Here is a 17,930-nt window from a genome sequence, read left to right as displayed (position 1 = left end):
CATCGTCTCCCAGTGCCCCGGACCGGCGGTTCGACACGCCGGGGGGTGGTGGCCCCGGCCACCTACCGGGTACTCGGGGCCGCATGAAGGACAAGGACCGCATGCAGGACACCGGACACTCCGACGACGCGACGGCCGCCGAGCGGGCCGCACGGCGGCAGCGCGAGGCGGAACGCGAGCGCGCCTCCGCCCAGCCGTTCGACTACCCGTACCCGGAGCGCCGCCCAGGGGTCCGGGCCCGGCGCCGGGTGAGCGAGGCGCAGGCCGCCGCGGACATGCCGCCGGGCATCCCGGGCGGCTACGGCACGACCGGCGGCGGTGCGACCGGCGCCACGGGCGGCACGCCCCGCGACGAGACCAGGTCACGAGGTACGGGATCTCCGGAGCCGGGCGGCGACGACGAGCGGCCGGTGGAGCGCCGGGACACGTGACGAGGAACGGTCCCGTCGGTCCCCGGGCCGCCTCGGCCCCCGCTACACGGGCCCCGTGGGCCGGGGCCGGCCGTCCGCGCCGCCGACGTCGTCCCGTGGCGGCCGTGGTGGCGGGGGCGGCGGGGGCTCGCCGGCGGTGAGGTGTTCCAGTACCTCGACCAGTTCCTGGCAGGCCTTCTCCACCGAACGCCGGGTGTGGCGCTGCTCGGTGATGAGGGCGGACAGCAGGAGCGCGGTCAGGGCCATCGCGCCGTTGAACGCCTGGAGCTTCGCCATGACCTCGATCCGGTTCAGGCCCACGAACGACCCGACGCCGTTCGTGGCGGCGACGGTGGCCAGCACCGACGCCAGCAACGCGCACAGCACGCTGCCCACGAGCTGGAAGCGCACGGCGGCCCAGATGAGGAGGGGATAGACGAGGAAGAGCAGACTGATCGAGCTGTACACGGCCACCGGTACGAGGGAGCAGGCGACGACGGTGAGCGCGGTCGCCTCCTTCCACCGGGCCAGGGCGGGCGGCCAGCGGGCGCCGTGCAGCATCAGCAGCAGCGGGGTCACGAGCAGGACACCCATGGCGTCGCCCACCCACCAGGCCAGCCAGACGGGCCAGAAGGCGCCCGCGTCCAGCATGTCCATGAGCACGAGCAGGCCAACGCCGACGGTCGAGCTGATCAGCATGGCGGTCAGCGCGCCCAGGAACACGAGGGCGACGCCGTCCCGCAACCGGCCGAGGTCGGTGTGGAAGCGGGCCCGGCGCAGCAGGAGCGCCGCGCACACCGGTGCGCCGGTCTGGGCGGCGAGGGTGCCGAGCACGCTGAGGCGCGGGGCGGTGAGGGACATGACGGCGAAGAAGGCGCCGATCGTGATGCCGGGCCAGCAGCGCAGGCCGAGGATCAGCAGGGCGGCGACGGCGACGCCGGTCGGTGGCCAGATGGGGGTGACGACGGCGCTCTCGACGGAGAGCTGGCACAGGAGTCCGAGCCGGGCGGCGGCGTAGTAGCAGGCCGCGACGGCCAGTACCTGGACGGCGTAGCCGCCCGGCCGGCGCTGATCCTCGATACCCACCACAGCAGCAATCTCACACCGACGCCCACGCGTCTGCGAGGTGAGAGCCGCTGCGGTCCGGCCCTATGGCTGAATCCCGGGGGACATGCCCGGTGGGTACCGGCCGGCCCGGCCGATCAGGGCCGGCCGCACTCCGGTGCGCGCGGCGGCCGACCGGGGTGCCCAGTGCCGGAGGCGGTCCTGCTTGGGCGGGGCGGCAGCAAAGGCCGCGGCCCCCTTCCCGGGTGCCTCTCCGAGGAGTCGGCGGACGGTCCTTCCCGTCCTGCCACCATCGCCGATGCTCTCCCGTCCCGCCTCCGCGCGGCCGGCCCAACCCGCCGGAGGCGGCCGCCTCCGCCGAAGCCGACACCGACAACCCAGGGCCCACCTCCGGCGCCCCGGTCCCGACCGGCCGCCGTATCCGACCGCGGCGCACGGCCCCAGGCAGGGCCGACCCCGCCCGCACCCGCACCGATCCGGCCGTTCGCGACCGCGCTGCGGGACCCTCGACGCTGTCGTGGGCCGGGGCTGTGCCGGCCGGATGCGGGGCGTGCTCCGCGGTGACCGGCCCGTGCTGCCGGTCACGGGTAGCCTGCGGGGTCGTCCAGGCCGACGACCAGGACCGCCGCGTCGTCCTCGTGGCCGACGCTCTCCGCGCCCTTGATCACGGCAGCGGCCAGCGCGTGGGCTTCGAGGCCGGCGACGGCGGCGATACCGGCGAGACGTACCACTTGGTCGAGGCCGTCCTCGATGTTCAGCGAGGGGCCCTCCACCACGCCGTCGGTGAGGAGGACGAACACGCCGCCCGTGGTGAGCCGGTGCCTGGTCACCGGGAACTCCATGCCCTTGTCGATGCCGAGCGGCGGCCCTCCCTCGTCGTCGACGACGCCGGACTTGCCGTCGGCCGTGGCCCACACGAACGGGATGTGCCCGGCCCGGGCGCTCTCCAGCACTCCCGTGGCCGGGTCGAGGCGCATGAAGGTGCAGGTGGCGAAGAGGTCGCTGCCCAGGGCCAGCAGCAGGTCGTTGGTGCGGGCGAGGAGTTCGCCCGGGTCGCCCGTCACGGAGGCGAGGGCGCGGAGCCCGGCCCGCACCTGGCCCATGAAGGCGGCGGCCTCGATGTTGTGTCCCTGCACGTCACCGATGGCCAGCCCGATCCTGCCGTCGGGCAGGGCGAACGCGTCGTACCAGTCGCCGCCCACGTTGAGACCGAGGTTGGCCGGCGTGTAGCGGACGGCGAGGTGCAGACCGGGTGCGGCGGGCAGGTCCCGGGGGAGCATGCCGCGCTGCAGGGCGATCGCCAGCTCGACCTGGGTGCGCTGCAGCTCCGCGCGCTCGCGTGCCTGTGCGGTGAGCGAGCCGAGTCTGGCCAGCAGCTCGTCGCTGTCGTCCGTGGAGCGCTTGGGGGGCATCGATCACTTCCGGCGGGGCGGTGGCCCGCTAGGACCTGCCACCTGATTTTCGGCAAGCGTCTAAATTTTACCTGTACCGGATGATCTCGCCCCGCGAGCTGGTCGCGATACGGTTCCCCGTCAGCGCACCTCGGAGTCGATCCCGGTGATCACGGCGGGCCCCAGGGGCGCGCTCCGCTCGTCCAGGCCCGCGTCCCGGAGGGCCGAGTCGGCCAGCCGCCGCGCCTCCTGCTCGGCGTGCGGGCCGGTGTCCGCCTCGACGGTCAGGCGGAGCGTGAAGGTGTTGTCCTCGTTGAGGCTGAGCACGTCCAGGCCCTCTGCATTGCCCATCCGGGTGCCGTGCGGGTCGGCGGGGCTGAGCGCCCTGGCCAGACGGGTACGGGTGTCCGTCCCGATGTCGGCCGTGAAGGTACCGGGGACGCTGATCACGTAGGTCGTCATGACGATCCTTTCCTCGGACGTCCCCCCGCCTACCCCGATTCCCGGCCTTCGCACAGCGTCATGGCGTCCCGGAGCCCCCCGAACGGCGTACCTGACCGTGTCGGGTCCGGGGCCCCGCCCGGCCCGGGTGGGAGATTACGGCTGCGACTTCGGTCCGCTTCCCCGCCATCCCGTGCTCACCGCTCCGGAAGGACCCCTCCATGCGCCTGTGCCGTCCGCTCGTCGCCGTTCTCGGCGGGCTCGCCCTCGCTCTGACCACCACCGGTGCCGCGGTCGCCGCCGACGGCACGTTCGTCTGGGTGGGCCCCGCGGGCAAGGCGTACGCCATCGACAACCCGCCGGAGCACAAGTGCCTGGACATGGCCCAGGACGCCCGCGGGGCGCGCAACGCGACGAAGAAGCCGCTGGTCGTCTACACACACAAGAAGTGCAAGGGGACGGCGCTGCGACTCGCCCCCGGCAAGTCGGCGTCCAGCGGCGCGCACTTCTCCAGCGTCGTGTTCAACCCGCGCTGAGCGCCGCGCCGTCCGCAACCGGGTGGCACGCCCCTGCGCACACGCGCCGGCGTGCCGCCCATGTCCAGTGCCGAGGCATCCAGGCACCAGCTGTATTGATCACGAGCGTCGTCAACGCGGGCCGGTCCTGATCGTGGCGAAGGCCCCGGGTGTGGTGGAGGCGCCGGCCGTCCCATCGCCCACGCCGCCGCAGAGATGGGCGTCTCCCGCCCCCATCCTCACGGGCGACCCGGCGCCGGGGCCTTCACCGGGGTGACGTCGGCGGGCCGGCCGGCGGACCGGCGGTCCCTGCCGGTCCTGGCCGGGGGCGGGGCCGCGCTGCTCTCGGGCCGGCTGATGCTCGCCCTCACCGCCGCCGGCCACGCCGTGGCGACGCTCCTGCTCGTTCCGGTGCAGGGGCTGCCGGCGTTCGGGGTCGGCTCGGCCCTGATCACTCGGGTGCCGTACGAGGCGACGGACGCGCCCCTGCTTGGGGACGCGTTCGCGACGTCGGCGCTGAACGTCGGTGCCGCCCTCGGTCCGGTCCTGGGCGGCGCCGCGATCGGCGGCGGGCCCGGCTACCGCTCGCCGGTGTGGGTCAGCGTCCTGCTGATGATCTCGTCGCTCGCCGCCCTGGACTGCGCGCGGCAGGGCGGACGGGAACGGCAGCCCGCGTGACCGGGCGGCGGTGGCTCACAGCGGGGAGTGGGCCACCGCCGTCACATAGGCGCCGAACAACAGGGACACGACGGTGAGGCCGCCGTAGACGACCACCGCGTGGGCCGGCCGGATCCGCCAGGTCCGGGCAAGTGCGCGGGCCATGGGGATGAGTAGCGGGAAGGCCGGCAGCAGGAAGCGCGGCTTGGAGGAGAAGGAACCGGAGCCGCCGACCACGAGCAGGATCAGGACCCCGGTGAAGACCACCAGGACCAGCGGGGCTCGCTCCAGGCACAGCAGTGCGAACAGCAGGACGCCGGCCGCGACGATCACCAGGGCCGCCGGATAGACCGCCCCGCCGCCGTGCAGCAGCAGGGCCTTCACGAAGCGTGCCGAGCCCACGCCGAAGTCGAAACGGGAGTCCCAGGCGCTCTGCACCTTGAAGTAGCCGCCGAGCAGGTCTCCCGTCCGGGTGCCGACCCACAGCACATAGCCGAGCCAGCCCAGCGGGGCGATCACGGCGCCGGCCCACAGGCTCGCCGGCACCCGGCCGCGCTGCCGCAGCGCCTCGTAGCCGGCGGCGAGGGAGACGGCCACCGCGATCGCGAAACCGCTGGGCCGGGACAGCCCCGCGAGCGCGGCCAGGGCGCCGGCCCACAGCCAGCGGCCCTTGAGCACGCAGTACAGGGACCAGACGGCGAGCGCCGCGAACAGCGACTCGGTGTAGGCGATGGTCAGTTCGACGGAGTGCGGCATGGCGGCCCACAGGGCCACCAGCGCGGTGGCGACGCCGCGCCCGTAGAGGTGGTGGCCGATGGCGTACACGCCGTACGCCGCCAGGCCCGCGGCGATCCAGGAGATGAGCAACGCGGCCTGGCCGGGGGTGAGGAACGGCAGGACGGTGGTCAGCCCTCTGATCAGGCCCGGGTACAGGGGGAAGAACGCCCAGTCAGCCTGGACGGCGCCCTGCGGTGTGATCCAGATCTTGTGGCCGTAGCCCTGGGCGGCGATGTGCAGATACCAGCGGGAGTCCCAGGAATGCGCGAGGCTCTTGACGAGGGGATGGCCCCGGACCGCGTTCGCGACGATCACCATGAGGACGCCGGCGAACCGGACGGCCGCGAACAGGGCGAGGGCCGGAAGCGCCCCCTCGGGGAACCCACGCCGGGCGATCCGAGGCAGGGTCGGGGGACGCAGGGGCCGGGACGGGGCGGCGGCCGACTCGGGCCGCGGCACTGAGGAGGTGCTCACTCTTTTGACCTTGGGCACGCCAGGATAGACGTGCAATCCGCGACTCGGGTTTCTTACGCACTTCCACCCTGATTCAGGAATCAGTCAAGGAATGGGTGCAAATCCCTTACTCCGGGCCCCCCGGAAGGAGCAGTTGAGAGGTGTGGTTACCATATGAGCGCTCCCTAGCTCGAAAGATGGATCCGTGACTGTCAACGACGACTCGTTCACCAACTGGAAGATCCGCGAGGAGATCGCGGAGTCGATGATCCCGCTCATCGGGAAGCTGCACCGCGAGCGGGACGTGACCGTCCTGCTGCACAGCCGCTCCTTGGTGAACAAGTCGGTGGTCAGCATCCTCAAGACGCACCGCTTCGCCCGGCAGATCGACGGCGCGGAGCTGTCGGTCACCGAGACCATGCCGTTCCTCGAGGCCCTGACCGCGCTCGACCTCGGGCCCTCCCAGATCGACCTCGGCATGCTGGCCACCACCTACAAGGCCGACGACCGCGGCCTGAGCGTGGCCGAGTTCACCGCCGAGGCCGTCGCCGGCGCCACGGGCGCCAACAAGATCGAGCGCCGTGAGCCCCGCGACGTCGTCCTCTACGGCTTCGGCCGCATCGGCCGCCTCGTCGCCCGTCTGCTGATCGAGAAGTCCGGCTCCGGCAACGGCCTCATGCTGCGCGCCATCGTCGTGCGCGGCGGCGGCGCCCAGGACATCGTCAAGCGCGCCTCGCTGCTGCGCCGCGACTCCATCCACGGCCAGTTCCAGGGCACCATCACCGTCGACGAGGCCAACAGCACCATCGTGGCCAACGGCAACGCCATCAAGGTGATCTACGCCGACGACCCGTCGCACGTGGACTACACCGAGTACGGCATCCGGGACGCCATCCTCATCGACAACACCGGCAAGTGGCGCGACCGCGAGGGCCTGTCCAAGCACCTGCGCCCCGGCATCGAGAAGGTCGTCCTGACCGCGCCGGGCAAGGGCGACGTCCCGAACATCGTGCACGGCGTCAACCACGACACCATCAAGCCGGACGAACAGATCCTGTCCTGCGCGTCCTGCACCACCAACGCGATCGTCCCGCCGCTGAAGGCGATGGACGACGAGTACGGCGTGCTGCGCGGCCACGTGGAGACCGTCCACTCGTTCACCAACGACCAGAACCTGCTGGACAATTACCACAAGTCCGAGCGTCGTGGCCGCTCCGCGCCGCTCAACATGGTGATCACCGAGACCGGTGCCGCCTCCGCCGTCGCCAAGGCCCTGCCGGACCTCAAGGCGAAGATCAGCGGCAGCTCGATCCGCGTCCCCGTGCCGGACGTCTCGATCGCGATCCTCAACCTGCAGCTGGCCCGCGAGGCCACCCGCGAGGAGGTCCACGACTACCTGCGGGAGGTGTCGCTGACCTCGCCGCTCAAGCGCCAGATCGACTTCATCACGGCGCCCGACGCGGTCTCCAGCGACTTCATCGGCTCGCGCCACGCCTCGATCGTGGACGCCGGCGCCCTGAAGGTCGACGGCGACAACGCGATCCTCTACCTCTGGTACGACAACGAGTTCGGCTACTCCTGCCAGGTCGTCCGCGTCGTCCAGCACGTGTCGGGCGTGGAGTACCCGACGTACCCGGCGACGGCCGTCTGACGGGTCTTCGGCGCACGGCCGCGGCCGCCGACCGGGTTTCCGGGCGGCGGCCGTCCTGCTGGGCGCGTGCGGTCAGCCCTTGGCCTGCCCGGCGCAGGCGCCCGCGGCACACGCACTGAGCCACTGGTCGAAGTCGGCGTCGTAGCGGGTGCCGATGCCGTCGTGGTAGACGGCGTAACCGCCGGCGTAGTCACCGGCCCGGAACCGGGCGAGCATGCGCTGGACATCGTCGGGGTGCCGCTCGGTCATGTAGCGCACCGCGAGGTAGCCCCACGGGTAGGTGCGCGTCACGTCGCTGTTGTCGTAGGTGTTCTCGAACAGGGTGCTCAGCCGGTACGTGTGCTTGCCGGCCTCCTGGATCGCCTGGTCGTCGGCGAGACCGCGGTAGCTGTAGGACACGTACTCGGCGATGCCCTCGATCCACCACACGTCCGGCACGGTGGTCTCCTGGGCGAAGTCGCCCTTCATGTCGTCGCGGCCGTCGAGGAAGTGCGTGTACTCGTGGTTGAGGTTCCAGATCCGGGCCACGAAGCCGTCGTCCGCGGGCTTCTGGTACATGATCGACGTGACGTGGTTGGCCGGGTCGGACGGGTCTCCGTCCAGGGTCATGCCGCCGTTGTCGGTGCTGATGCCGTAGATCGGGCCCGCGTAGGTCTGGTAGTCGGTGCGGTCGGCGAAGACCACGAGCTGGATGGTGGACACGTACTGGCCGGGTATCGCTCCCCCGGCCTTGACCACGCCGCGGAAGTACGCGCTCTGGCCCAGCACGCCGGCGCAGGCGGCGTCGAGCTCGTCGGCGGTCAGCGACTGGGCGAGGATGCCGACGTTCGCGTCGCACTGGTGGTGGACCGGCAGGACGGCCCTGGTCAGCTTGCCGGGCAGATCGCAGACGTCGTAGTACGCGCAGTTGGCGCCGTCGTAGGAGTTCGCCTGCGTGGCCACGGCGACCCAGAGCCCCGCCGTGGGGCCGGTGATCGCGGTCTCGTCCAGCAGGTCCTTGGTCAACGGGCGGACGGTCTCCTGCAGTTCGGGGTGCTCGACGTAGCGGGCCAGGTTCATCCCGGCGTTGGAGTCGAGGAACGCCCGGTCCGTGCCGAGCAGGTCGGTGTTGGCCACCGCGAAGTCGTACAGCGTGTCGATGACCCGCGGGTCGTCCTCGACGGCCGCGACGTAGCCGGGGTTCCAGTTGCCGCGCCACAGCGGTGTGTAGACGTCGTTGACGGCCCTGACCATGCTGTCCACGGCGTCGTACGAGCTGTCGTAGTCGTTCAGCAGCCGCCGGTAGACGGACAGATAGCGGCCCTGCTGGTCGGCGCTGTCGGTGAGGATGACGGTCTCACCGAGGATGTCTCCGTTCACCGCCGTCACGTCACGCGAGTGCGACCGGGCGAAGAAGGCGTCCAGGCCGGCCGTGACGGCCGTGGTGAGACGGGTGCTGTACGGGCCCACGTCTGCCGGGTGGTTGAACTGCACGTAGTAGCCGGCCCGCAGGAAGAGGACCAGCTGCTCCAGGCCGCCGGAGTCGTCGCCGCGGTACTGCCCGGCCGAACGCGTGAACGCGGCGGCCACGCTGCGCATCTGGGCCTCGCGGAAGACGTCGTGCGCGTCCTCGCCGGTCACGGAGAAGAGGGTGTTGACGCAGTCCGTGGACGAGGCTTTCACGAAGGCGACGAGCGCGGAGCCGGAACGGCTGCCGAAGTCGGCCGGGGTGCAGGAGGCCGCCCTGGCCGCGCCCCGGGCCGGATGGGCCGACAGGGGCTGCAGGGGCGGGAGTTGGGCCGGACTGAGCCGCCGGGGCCGGCTCGCGGGACGCTCGGTGACGGCGGTGGTCGCACCGGTCGGCGACGGCTTGGACCAGTGCTGCCGGGGTGCGGCGGCAGCACGGTGGTGCGGCTGCGGCGGTGCCGCCGACGCGGGCGTGGCCAGCAGCCCGGCCACGGTGACGCAGACGACCGTGACTCCGGCCCTGCGTCCGGCCGTACGAGCGTGCGCACGGCCGGGCATGCGTCTGGGCAGCGCGAAGCGATAGCGCATCTGGATTCCTCCACGAAGGGATGCGCCTCGGTGGGGTGCTGAGGCGTGTGAGGCACTGTCTCAGCGGGCCGCGTACGCCAACAATGCCGTGTGACATAGCACATGCCACTGTCCGGCCATAACATCGAGGTGCGCCCTTGAGGCTCCGTCAGCAGCGGTCGCGGGCGCCCCTATGCCCCTGTGGTGCTCCAGGTGCGTGAGGCCCAGGCCCGCAGGTGGGGTGCCTGGGCGACGAGGTCTCGGTAGGCGGCGGTGGCCGACTGGGCCAGTGCCTCCCCAATCTCGTCGGTGACGGTGTCGGGCCGCCAGGCCAGCACATAACGGCACCACAGCGGCGAACCCACCAAGGGCTTCACCACGACGTGCGGGATCGGCCGCAGCGTCGGCTGCACGAGGGACACCCCGAGGCCGTCGGCGATCATGCTCTGCAACTGGGTCTGGTCGCCGAGGAACTCGTGCACGGTGACCGGCGTGAACCCGGCCGCCGCACAGGCGTCGTAGAACACCCCGGGCCAGCCGGCGCCGTCGTCCGGGGTCACGAACCACGCGTCCTCGGCCAGGTCGGCGAGCTGCACCTGGGCGCACTGGCGCAGCCGGTGCCGGGAGGGCAGGGCGACGAAGGTCGGCTCGGTGACGATCCCGCGATGCCTCACCGCCCCCGAATGGCGCAGCTCCATGCCCGGATAGTCGGCGGCGATGGCCGCGTCCACCGCGCTCTCCTCCAGCAGTTCCACTATCCGCGAGGAGGCGTAGACACTGGTCACCGCGATGGACAGGTCCGGCAGCCGGGTGCGCACGCGGGAGACCGTGCCGGACAGCATGGGTGAGTTGGTCGCCGCCACGCGCAGGGTCCGGCGTGCTCGGGCGGCGGCCGGGCGGTGACCGATGGCGTCGGCGCGGGCCAGCACGTCGCGGGCCTGGGCGACCACCTCGGCGCCGTACGGGGTCGGCCGCACTCCGCTCGTGCCGCGCTCGAACAGCGACTCGCCGAGATGGCGCTCGATGCGCCGCAGCTGGGTGCTCACGGCGGGCTGCGAGTAGCCGAGCTGTACCGCCGCACGCCCCACGCTCCCGGCGTCGGCGATCGCGCACAGCACCCGCAGGTGCCGCAGCTCCAGCTCCATCGCGCCACTCCCCGTTTCCGTCCACGGCCGGTCCCCGGGGGACGGACGCATCCGCCTCCCCGGCAAAACCCGAGCTCACAGCCATCGTCGGCCGTGGTCACGACCGGCGGACCGAAGCGTCGCACCGCACCGCGTCCGGCACAAGTCGCAGGTCCGCCGACCTCGGGGAACCGGTTCCGGGCAGGGCCGGTCCGTGTCAGTGGGGGTGCACCACCGCAACGACCACCTCGGCACCGAGCACCTGTTGCGGGGTCCGACCGCCGGGCCCGACAGCGTCACCCGCCTCCTGGACACGGTCGGTGCCGCCGCTGACGCCGTTCATCGAGCCCTCGGCGCACGCCTCAGCCCCGGAGCCTCACAGGGCGCCGAGCGCATCGCCTGCACCTCCGACTCGCGCAAGGCCATCGCCCTGGCGGACGCACGCTCGGCGGCCCGGGGCACACAACTCATCGAATGCGGCGACCTGTTGCTCGCACCGGCCGGAGTGGGGCGGGGGCTCGCGGCCGCCGTGCTCACCGAGCCGGGCTTCACCCCGGACCCGCCCGCCCCCGACCCGGAGGAGAGGTCCGACCGGGCACCCCACTCCGGACGGCGGCAGCGCCGCCCCCACTCGGCGAGGCCCGCCTCACCTGCGACCGAGACCGCCGACGAGTCAGTACGCCCGCCCCACGACCGCCACGTTCCCCGGCTGGGTGTCGCTCTCCGGGACCGATCCGTCCGCCGCGAGCAGGCAGCGTACCGAGACGCCCCGTTCGGCGAGTGCGGCCTCGCCCTCCGGGCCCAGGGTGGACCAGGGAATGCGTGCCCAGCCGGTGCTCGCGGCCTCCGCGGCCTCCTCGATCGTGGTCACCTCGGCCGTGCGGTCCTCGCGGCGCCGCCGGGACTGCTCCAGCAGCAGCGCCTGGTCGTCCTCCAGCGCCCCGGGCAGGAGCGCGGAGAGCGCCTCGACCGCGACCGGTTCCTTCGTGCCGGGGACGCGCCGGACCAGCACGGCGGTGCCGTTCTCCAGGTCGCGCGGTCCCACCTCGATCCGTACGGGCACGCCCTTGAGCTCCCAGTCGACGGCGCGCCGCCCGAAGGGCATATCCGTACGGTCGTCCACGTGGACGCGTACGCCCGCCTCCCTCAGCCGCTCGCCGATCGCACGGACGCCGGCCAACACCTCCTCGTCGCCCTTGACGGCGAGGACCACCGCCTGGACCGGAGCCAGACGGGGCGGGACGCGCAGCCCGTCGTCGTCGCCGTGTGTCATCACCAGCGCGCCGATCATGCGGGTGGTGGAGCCCCAGGAGGTCTGCCAGACGTGCTCCTGCCGGCCGTCCCGCGTCACGAACCGGGTGTGGAAGGCCTTGGCGAAGTTCTGGCCCAGCTCGTGGCTGGTGACCATCTGCAGCGCCTTGCCGTCGCCCATCATGCTCTCCAGCGTGAGGGTGTTGATCGCTCCCGCGAACCGTTCCCTGACCGTCTTGCGTCCGGAGACGAAGTCCATGGCGAGGACCTCGCGCAGGAACGTGCCGTAGACCTCGCTCTGGACGCGTGCCGCGAAGGCGCGCGCCTCCTCGTACGTGGCGTGCGCGGTGTGACCCTCCTGCCACAGGAACTCCGTCGTGCGCAGGAACAGCCGCGGGCGCAGCTCCCAGCGCACCACGTTCGCCCACTGGTTGATCAGCAGGGGCAGGTCCCGGTAGCTCTGCACCCACTTGGCGAAGTACTCGTTGACGATCGTCTCGGAGGTGGGGCGGACCACGACGGGCTCCTCCAGCTCCTTGCCACCCGCGTGGGTGACGACGGCGAGCTCGGGCGCGAAGCCCTCGACGTGCTCGGCCTCCCTCGTCAGGTACGACTCCGGGATGAGCAGCGGGAAGTACGCGTTCTGGGTGCCGGTCGCCTTGATCCGGGCGTCCATCTCCTGCTGCATCCGTTCCCACAGGCCGTACCCGTACGGTCGGATGACCATGGTGCCGCGCACCGGGCCGTTGTCGGCCAGCTCAGCCTTGTTGATCAAGTCCTGGTACCAGCGCGGGAAGTCGTCCGCCCGGGGTGTGAGAACGGGTGCCTTTGCCATGCCGGGCAGGCTAGGCCGCCGGTTCCCGGCACGCTAACCAATTACCGCTCCCTTGACCGGCCCGTGCGGGTGCCGCCCCTACCCCACTTGCCTAAAAGCTTTAGGAAACTCCATAATGGCTTTTGGTAGATGGGAGACACATGATGGCACGCGCCGGTCTGACGACCGAGCGGCTGGTCCGTGCGGGCGCCGAGCTGGCCGACGAGGTCGGCTTCGACCAGGTGACCGTGTCCGCGCTGGCCCGGCGGTTCGACGTCAAGGTCGCGAGCCTGTACTCGCACCTGAAGAACTCGCAGGACCTCAAGACCCGGATCGCGCTGCTGGCCCTGGAGGAGCTGGCCGACCGCGCCGCCGACGCCCTCGCCGGCCGGGCCGGCAAGGATGCCCTCGTCGCCTTCGCCGACGTCTACCGCGACTACGCCCGCGCACACCCCGGCCGCTACGCGGCGGCCCGCCACCCGCTCGGCCCCGAGGCGGCCGCAGCCAGAGCGGGCGGCCGGCACGCCCAGATGACCCGGGCGATCCTGCGCGGCTACGACCTGGCCGAACCCGGCCAGACGCACGCCGTCCGCCTCCTCGGCAGCGTCTTCCACGGCTACGTCAGCCTGGAGACGGCCGGCGGATTCAGCCACAGCGCCCCCGACTCCCAGGAGTCCTGGACGCGGATCCTGGACGCCCTCGACTCCCTGCTGCGCGACTGGCCGACCGGCTGACCGCTCACGACCTCCTCGAAGACAGGCCGACACCTTGCACACCATCCCCCTCACCCCGGAACTCCTGCGCGGAGCCCTGGACGTGGAGCACACCACCCACGGACTGCTGCCGCACCGGCTGCCAGCCCGCGCCCGCGCGCAGTGCGCCGACCCACAACTGGCCATGGTGGAGTCCCAGCCCTCCGGCGTACGACTGGTGTTCCGCACCCGGGCGACCACCGTCGAGCTGGACGCCCTGCCGACCAAACGGGTCTACGTCGGCGCACCACCGCGCCCGGACGGCGTGTACGACCTGCTCGTCGACGGACGGCCAGCCGGCAGCGGCCGGGTCACCGGCGGCAACAGGCTCACCGTCGACATGGCCGCCGGCACCACCGAGCACCAGTCCGGCCCGGTCGGCACCGTGCGCTTCACCGGACTGCCCGACGCCGTCAAGGTCGTGGAGATCTGGCTGCCGCACAACGAGACGACCGAACTGGTCGCGCTGCGCGCCGACGCGCCCGTCGAACCCGTACCGGACGGGGGCGGCAAGGTGTGGCTGCACCACGGCAGTTCCATCAGTCACGGTTCGGACGCCGCGAGCCCGACCACCATCTGGCCTGCGCTGGCCGCGTCCCTCGGCGGGGTGGAACTGATCAATCTGGGGCTGGGCGGCAGCGCCCTGCTCGACCCGTTCACGGCTCGCGCGCTGCGCGACACGCCGGCCGACCTGATCAGCGTCAAGCTCGGCATCAACGTGGTCAACGCGGATCTGATGCGGTTGCGGGCGTTCGGTCCCGCCGTCCACGGCTTCCTCGACACCATCCGCGAGGGGCACCCCGACACGCCGCTGCTCGTCGTCTCGCCGATCCTGTGCCCCATGCACGAGGACACGCCGGGCCCCACCGTCCCGGACTTCTCGGGCCTGGGCGAGGGACAGTTGCGGTTCGTGGCCGGCGGGGACCCGGCGGAGAAGGCCGTCGGGAAACTCACCCTGGGTGTCATCCGGGAGGAACTGGCCCGGATCGTACGCGAGCGTTCCGCCGAGGACCCGCGTCTGCACTACCTCGACGGCCGTGAGCTCTACGGCAACGCCGACTTCAGCGAACTGCCGCTGCCCGACGGCCTCCACCCGGACGCCGCCGCGCACCGCCGGATCGGCGAGCGGTTCGCGGCACTGGCCTTCGCGCCGGGCGGCCCCTTCGGTGACGGAGCCGCCTGACGCGGGCGGGCCGGCTCACACCAGGTGGGCGAAGACCACCAGGTTGTCGGTGTAGTCCTTGGCCGAGTGGTCGTACGCCCCGGCGCAGGTGATCAGCCGGACCTCGGGGCGCTTGGCGTCGGCGTAGACGCGCTTGCTGGGGAAGTCGTCCTTGGCGAAGGTCTCGGTGTCGTCCACGACGAATTCGGGCTTGCTCCCGTCGGCGCGCTGCACCGTGAAGTGGTCGCCGGCCTTCAGGTGGTCGAGGTTCGCGAAGACGGCCGCGGAGGTCTTCGTGTCGATGTGACCGGCGATGATCGCGGTGCCCCTCTCGCCGGGCGCGGCGCCCTTGGCGTACCACCCGACGAGGTTGGTCTCGCCGGCCGGTGGCGGCTCGAGCTGGCCCGAGGCTCCGATGGCCAGGGTGGTGAACGGGGCGTCCACGGAGATCTTGGGGATGAGCAGGCGGGTCGGTGCGGAGCGGGACAACGCGGAGTCGTCCGCGTCCGACTCGGCTTCGGACTCGGCCTGCGATTCGGCTTTGGGATCGGCTTTCGGATCGGTCCGCGGATCGACGGGCGGCTCGGCGGGCGGCTCGTCCGGAACCGTGGCGCTCGCGCCCGCGGCACGGGATGCCTGCGGCGTGTCGTCCGAGGTGTGGTGACCGCCGAACACGCTGACGGCGACGAGGACGATCGCGACGGCCCACAGCGTCATCCATCGGCCGCCGCGGCCGGAACTCCGCCCGTCCGCCGGCGGTTCCGCGGGGGTCGGGGAGGAGGGATCTGCTGCCATCGGGAACCACCTCACTCGGGCACGGCAGCGCGGGTATCAGTACAGGGGCGCCGGGGACTGTGGCCCGGCACGCAGGCGGCCGGCGGACACACGTGCGGGGGAACGCCGGGGACCGCCCGCCGGGGGCGCGGGCCGCCGACGCGTCGTGCGCGTCGGCGGCGGCCGCAGCCTCCTTGAGCGAATCATCGGATCAGGACGCCGACTGGCCGGCCTTCTTGCGGCGCAGCACGTACATGCCGCCGGCGCCTGCGGCCAGCACGGCCAGACCGCCCGCGGTGACACTCGGAGCGGCGAGCGCGCCACCGCCGGTGTGCATACCGCCGCGCGGCCGTTCGTGACCGCCGCCGCGCTCACCGCCGTCACGGCCGCCGTCCCCACCGCCGTCACGACCCCCGTCACGACCGCCCTCGCCGCCGCCGTCACGACCGCCGTCGCGGCCGCCGGAGCCGAATCCCTCGTCGTCACGGCCCGAGCCTGAGCCCCAGTCGTCGCCGCGCACCGAGGCGAGGAAGCCGCCGCCCGTGTGCACGCCGCCGTGCGGCCCGCCCTCGTGCCTGCCGCCACGGCCGTGCTCGCCGCCGCCCTCGTGGCCACCGCCACGACCGTGCTCGCCACCGCCGTTGTCGTCGTCGCCACCACGGCCGCCACCGCCGTGGTCGTCGTCACCCCCGCGGTCGCCGCCACCGCCGTGCTCGTCGCCGCCACCGCCGTGGTCGTCGTCGCCACCACGGCCGCCACCCCCGTGGTCGTCGTCACCCCCGCGGCCGCCGCCTCCCCCGTGCTCGTCGGAGCCGTGGCCGCCGGAGCCGTGGTCGGCGGCCCGCACCGTGGCGAGGAATCCGCCACCCGTGTGGATTCCACCGCGCGGCTCCTCGTGTCCGCGCCCCTTGTCGCCGTCGTTGCCGTGATCATTGTCGTGGTCGCGGCCGGAGTCGTCACCACGGCCCTGGTCGTCGTCGGAGCCATGGTCGTGGTCACCACCGGAGTCGTGGTCCCGTCCCTGGCTGTAGGAGGAGTCGTCGCGGCCCCCGTCGTCGCCCGCTGGAACGGCGAACGCGGCACTGGGCACAGCGAAGGCGAGAGCGGCGGTTGCGGCCGCCGAGGCCAGAAGCATGCGGGCAGAACGCATAGCGATGTCCTTCCGCCGTGGCCGGGCAGCGGATACCTCATCAGCTGAATGGACCCGGCCTCGACATGAACCACCGTCAGTGAGAGCGCAAGCTCCCACCATCCGAGCCGCCCAGCCGGGTCACCGTAACCACCCGTCTGCCCCAGTGATGCCGCTGCGCGTGCCCTCGTCCGGGGGAATCCCCCCGGCGCGCCGTTCCCCTCCCGCTCCGGCCCGGGACCGGCAAGGCCATCGGCCGCGTCCAGGCCGTGCCCAGGTGACGTCCGGCCGTACGGCTCCGGGCGTTCGGATCTCTCCGCCCCCTTGTTATGACCGACGTCATAACGCAGGCTGTTCCCGGTGGCACGACAGGTCGACGCGGTGGGAGGAAGCGGTGGCGGACGCAATGGCGCGGGCCCTGTGGGAACGGTACGAGCCGGTGCACGATCTCGTCTACTTCGCACCGCCGGTGCGCCGGGCGGCGGACGCCCTCGGGATGCGCGGGTACTGGATGGGGTACTTCGCGCTGCGCGCGGCGCCGCTCGGTCCGGTCCCTCCGTCCGTCGTGACGAGTTGTTTCTACGTCTTCCACCCCTCCCGCGTGACCCGGGCGCTGCCGGACGCCTGGACGTACGCGACGCCGGAAGAGATTCTGGCTGCTCGCCAGGATGCCCTGGACGCCGCGATGACCGGCCTGTTCGGGCCGGACACGGTCGGCTCCGCCGAGTTCGCCGAGGCCGCCGACCTCGCCTGGGAGGCGGCCGCGGCGGCGGACACCGCGGGGCGGGTGCTGGCCGCGGCCAACCAGGCGCTGGAGCGCCCGGACCGTCCCACCGCACGTCTGTGGCAGGGCCTGACGACGCTGCGCGAGCACCGGGGCGACGCCCATGTGGCGGTGCTGGTGAGCCAGGGGCTCGGGCCGGTCGAGGCCATGCTGCTCAAGGCGGCGGCCGGCGAGTCCGACGGGGCGTTCCTGCGGGAGACGCGCAAGTGGGAGCAGGCGGACTGGGATGCGGCCGCGGCACGACTGCGTGAACAGGGCCTGCTCGCCGCCGACGGGTCGCTCACCCCGGCCGGCGTGGCCGTGCGCGCGGAGGTGGAGGCGCTGACGGACGCGGCGGCGGAAGTCCCGTGGACCGCGCTCGGCACCGACCGTGCCACGCGCCTCGCCGACCTGCTGGAGCCACTGGCCGGCATGGTCGAGAACGCGGGCCTCCTGCCACCGGGCAACCCGGTCGGACTGACCCGCACCTCGCACCCCTTCGCCACCTGACGGAACCGGGCACGTCGTCGGACGCCCCCTGACCCCCGGACCCCAACCGGCCACCGACGGCCTGAACCCCGCGAGGACCACACCCGTCAACGACCCTGCCGACCGTCAACGCCCCCCGGCCGGCCCCGCAGGAACAGCCCAGGTGGCCCGGGACTGCCAACTGCCCCGGCAGGCCCGGCCCATGAGCCCCCAGGACGGACCTCACCGGTCGCCGCCCTCCGGGCCGCCCCGTCGGTGTCCCCTCCCGGGGTGCCGGACGGGGCGGCGTGCCGGCCGGC

Annotated in this window: 17 protein-coding genes; 8 read left to right on the top strand and 9 right to left on the bottom strand. The window is 72.6% G+C overall.

The window, feature by feature from the left end; genetic code table 11:
- Positions 1 to 83: 83 nt before the first annotated feature.
- On the top strand, positions 84 to 431 hold the full coding sequence (locus AB0D93_RS08935; protein ID WP_362115375.1) for a hypothetical protein: 348 nt from the start codon (positions 84 to 86) through the stop codon (positions 429 to 431).
- Between the two features lie 42 nt (positions 432 to 473).
- Here the strand turns inward: AB0D93_RS08935 and AB0D93_RS08930 are convergent, their stop codons facing one another.
- The 3 genes from AB0D93_RS08930 to AB0D93_RS08920 form a co-directional block, all read right to left on the bottom strand.
- On the bottom strand, positions 474 to 1,499 hold the full coding sequence (locus AB0D93_RS08930; RefSeq protein ID WP_362115372.1) for an MASE1 domain-containing protein: 1,026 nt from the start codon (positions 1,497 to 1,499) through the stop codon (positions 474 to 476).
- 557 nt (positions 1,500 to 2,056) lie between these two features.
- On the bottom strand, positions 2,057 to 2,887 hold the full coding sequence (locus AB0D93_RS08925; protein ID WP_362115369.1) for a PP2C family protein-serine/threonine phosphatase: 831 nt from the start codon (positions 2,885 to 2,887) through the stop codon (positions 2,057 to 2,059).
- A 120-nt stretch (positions 2,888 to 3,007) separates the two neighbouring features.
- The gene (locus AB0D93_RS08920) at positions 3,008 to 3,328 is read right to left on the bottom strand and encodes a hypothetical protein (protein WP_362115366.1); all 321 of its coding nucleotides are present in this window, start codon (positions 3,326 to 3,328) and stop codon (positions 3,008 to 3,010) included.
- Between the two features lie 200 nt (positions 3,329 to 3,528).
- Here AB0D93_RS08920 and AB0D93_RS08915 point away from each other — a divergent pair, with 200 nt between their 5' ends.
- Positions 3,529 to 3,843, top strand: a complete 315-nt coding sequence (locus AB0D93_RS08915) for a hypothetical protein (protein ID WP_362115363.1) — start codon at positions 3,529 to 3,531, stop codon at positions 3,841 to 3,843.
- 252 nt (positions 3,844 to 4,095) lie between these two features.
- Complete coding sequence (locus tag AB0D93_RS08910; RefSeq protein WP_362115360.1) at positions 4,096 to 4,500, top strand: Cmx; 405 nt, start codon at positions 4,096 to 4,098, stop codon at positions 4,498 to 4,500.
- 15 nt (positions 4,501 to 4,515) lie between these two features.
- Here AB0D93_RS08910 and AB0D93_RS08905 read toward each other — a convergent pair whose 3' ends face one another.
- Positions 4,516 to 5,730: a hypothetical protein gene (locus AB0D93_RS08905; RefSeq protein WP_362115357.1), complete on the bottom strand. Its 1,215-nt coding sequence runs from the start codon at positions 5,728 to 5,730 to the stop codon at positions 4,516 to 4,518.
- 184 nt (positions 5,731 to 5,914) lie between these two features.
- Between AB0D93_RS08905 and AB0D93_RS08900 the strand changes: the two genes are divergently transcribed.
- Complete coding sequence (locus tag AB0D93_RS08900; protein WP_362115354.1) at positions 5,915 to 7,360, top strand: glyceraldehyde-3-phosphate dehydrogenase; 1,446 nt, start codon at positions 5,915 to 5,917, stop codon at positions 7,358 to 7,360.
- A 72-nt stretch (positions 7,361 to 7,432) separates the two neighbouring features.
- Here the strand turns inward: AB0D93_RS08900 and AB0D93_RS08895 are convergent, their stop codons facing one another.
- The 3 genes from AB0D93_RS08895 to proS all read right to left on the bottom strand — a co-directional run bounded on the left by AB0D93_RS08895 (position 7,433) and on the right by proS (position 12,583).
- Positions 7,433 to 9,394 carry a collagenase gene (locus AB0D93_RS08895; RefSeq protein ID WP_362115351.1) on the bottom strand — a complete coding sequence of 654 codons (1,962 nt, stop codon included), beginning with the start codon at positions 9,392 to 9,394 and terminating at the stop codon, positions 7,433 to 7,435.
- 170 nt (positions 9,395 to 9,564) lie between these two features.
- Positions 9,565 to 10,518 carry a LysR family transcriptional regulator gene (locus AB0D93_RS08890; protein ID WP_362115348.1) on the bottom strand — a complete coding sequence of 318 codons (954 nt, stop codon included), beginning with the start codon at positions 10,516 to 10,518 and terminating at the stop codon, positions 9,565 to 9,567.
- A gap of 652 nt (positions 10,519 to 11,170) precedes the next feature.
- Complete coding sequence (proS, locus tag AB0D93_RS08885) at positions 11,171 to 12,583, bottom strand: proline--tRNA ligase (protein WP_362115345.1); 1,413 nt, start codon at positions 12,581 to 12,583, stop codon at positions 11,171 to 11,173.
- 143 nt (positions 12,584 to 12,726) lie between these two features.
- Here proS and AB0D93_RS08880 point away from each other — a divergent pair, with 143 nt between their 5' ends.
- Both AB0D93_RS08880 and AB0D93_RS08875 read left to right on the top strand, forming a co-directional pair.
- Positions 12,727 to 13,296: a WHG domain-containing protein gene (locus AB0D93_RS08880; RefSeq protein WP_362116239.1), complete on the top strand. Its 570-nt coding sequence runs from the start codon at positions 12,727 to 12,729 to the stop codon at positions 13,294 to 13,296.
- 34 nt (positions 13,297 to 13,330) lie between these two features.
- Positions 13,331 to 14,497, top strand: coding sequence for a GDSL-type esterase/lipase family protein (locus AB0D93_RS08875; RefSeq protein WP_362115342.1), 1,167 nt, complete (start codon positions 13,331 to 13,333; stop codon positions 14,495 to 14,497).
- A 15-nt stretch (positions 14,498 to 14,512) separates the two neighbouring features.
- Here the strand turns inward: AB0D93_RS08875 and AB0D93_RS08870 are convergent, their stop codons facing one another.
- Both AB0D93_RS08870 and AB0D93_RS08865 read right to left on the bottom strand, forming a co-directional pair.
- On the bottom strand, positions 14,513 to 15,271 hold the full coding sequence (locus AB0D93_RS08870; RefSeq protein ID WP_362115339.1) for a class F sortase: 759 nt from the start codon (positions 15,269 to 15,271) through the stop codon (positions 14,513 to 14,515).
- 190 nt (positions 15,272 to 15,461) lie between these two features.
- Positions 15,462 to 15,800, bottom strand: a complete 339-nt coding sequence (locus tag AB0D93_RS08865; RefSeq protein WP_362115336.1) for a hypothetical protein — start codon at positions 15,798 to 15,800, stop codon at positions 15,462 to 15,464.
- On the opposite strand from AB0D93_RS08865, the gene AB0D93_RS08860 reads away from it, so the two are divergent.
- Together AB0D93_RS08860 and AB0D93_RS08855 are read left to right on the top strand one after the other, a co-directional pair.
- Positions 15,795 to 16,448, top strand: a complete 654-nt coding sequence (locus AB0D93_RS08860; protein WP_362115333.1) for a hypothetical protein — start codon at positions 15,795 to 15,797, stop codon at positions 16,446 to 16,448. The two genes, AB0D93_RS08865 and AB0D93_RS08860, sit on opposite strands and share 6 nt — an antisense overlap.
- A 325-nt stretch (positions 16,449 to 16,773) precedes the next feature.
- Complete coding sequence (locus AB0D93_RS08855) at positions 16,774 to 17,652, top strand: hypothetical protein (RefSeq protein ID WP_362115330.1); 879 nt, start codon at positions 16,774 to 16,776, stop codon at positions 17,650 to 17,652.
- Positions 17,653 to 17,930: the final 278 nt, after the last annotated feature.

It is taken from the genome of Streptomyces sp. NPDC048191, assembly GCF_040652655.1.
Taxonomy (GTDB): domain Bacteria; phylum Actinomycetota; class Actinomycetes; order Streptomycetales; family Streptomycetaceae; genus Streptomyces.
The sequence above is the reverse complement of the archived record's forward strand: the minus strand, read 5'-3'. Positions and strand labels throughout refer to the sequence as shown.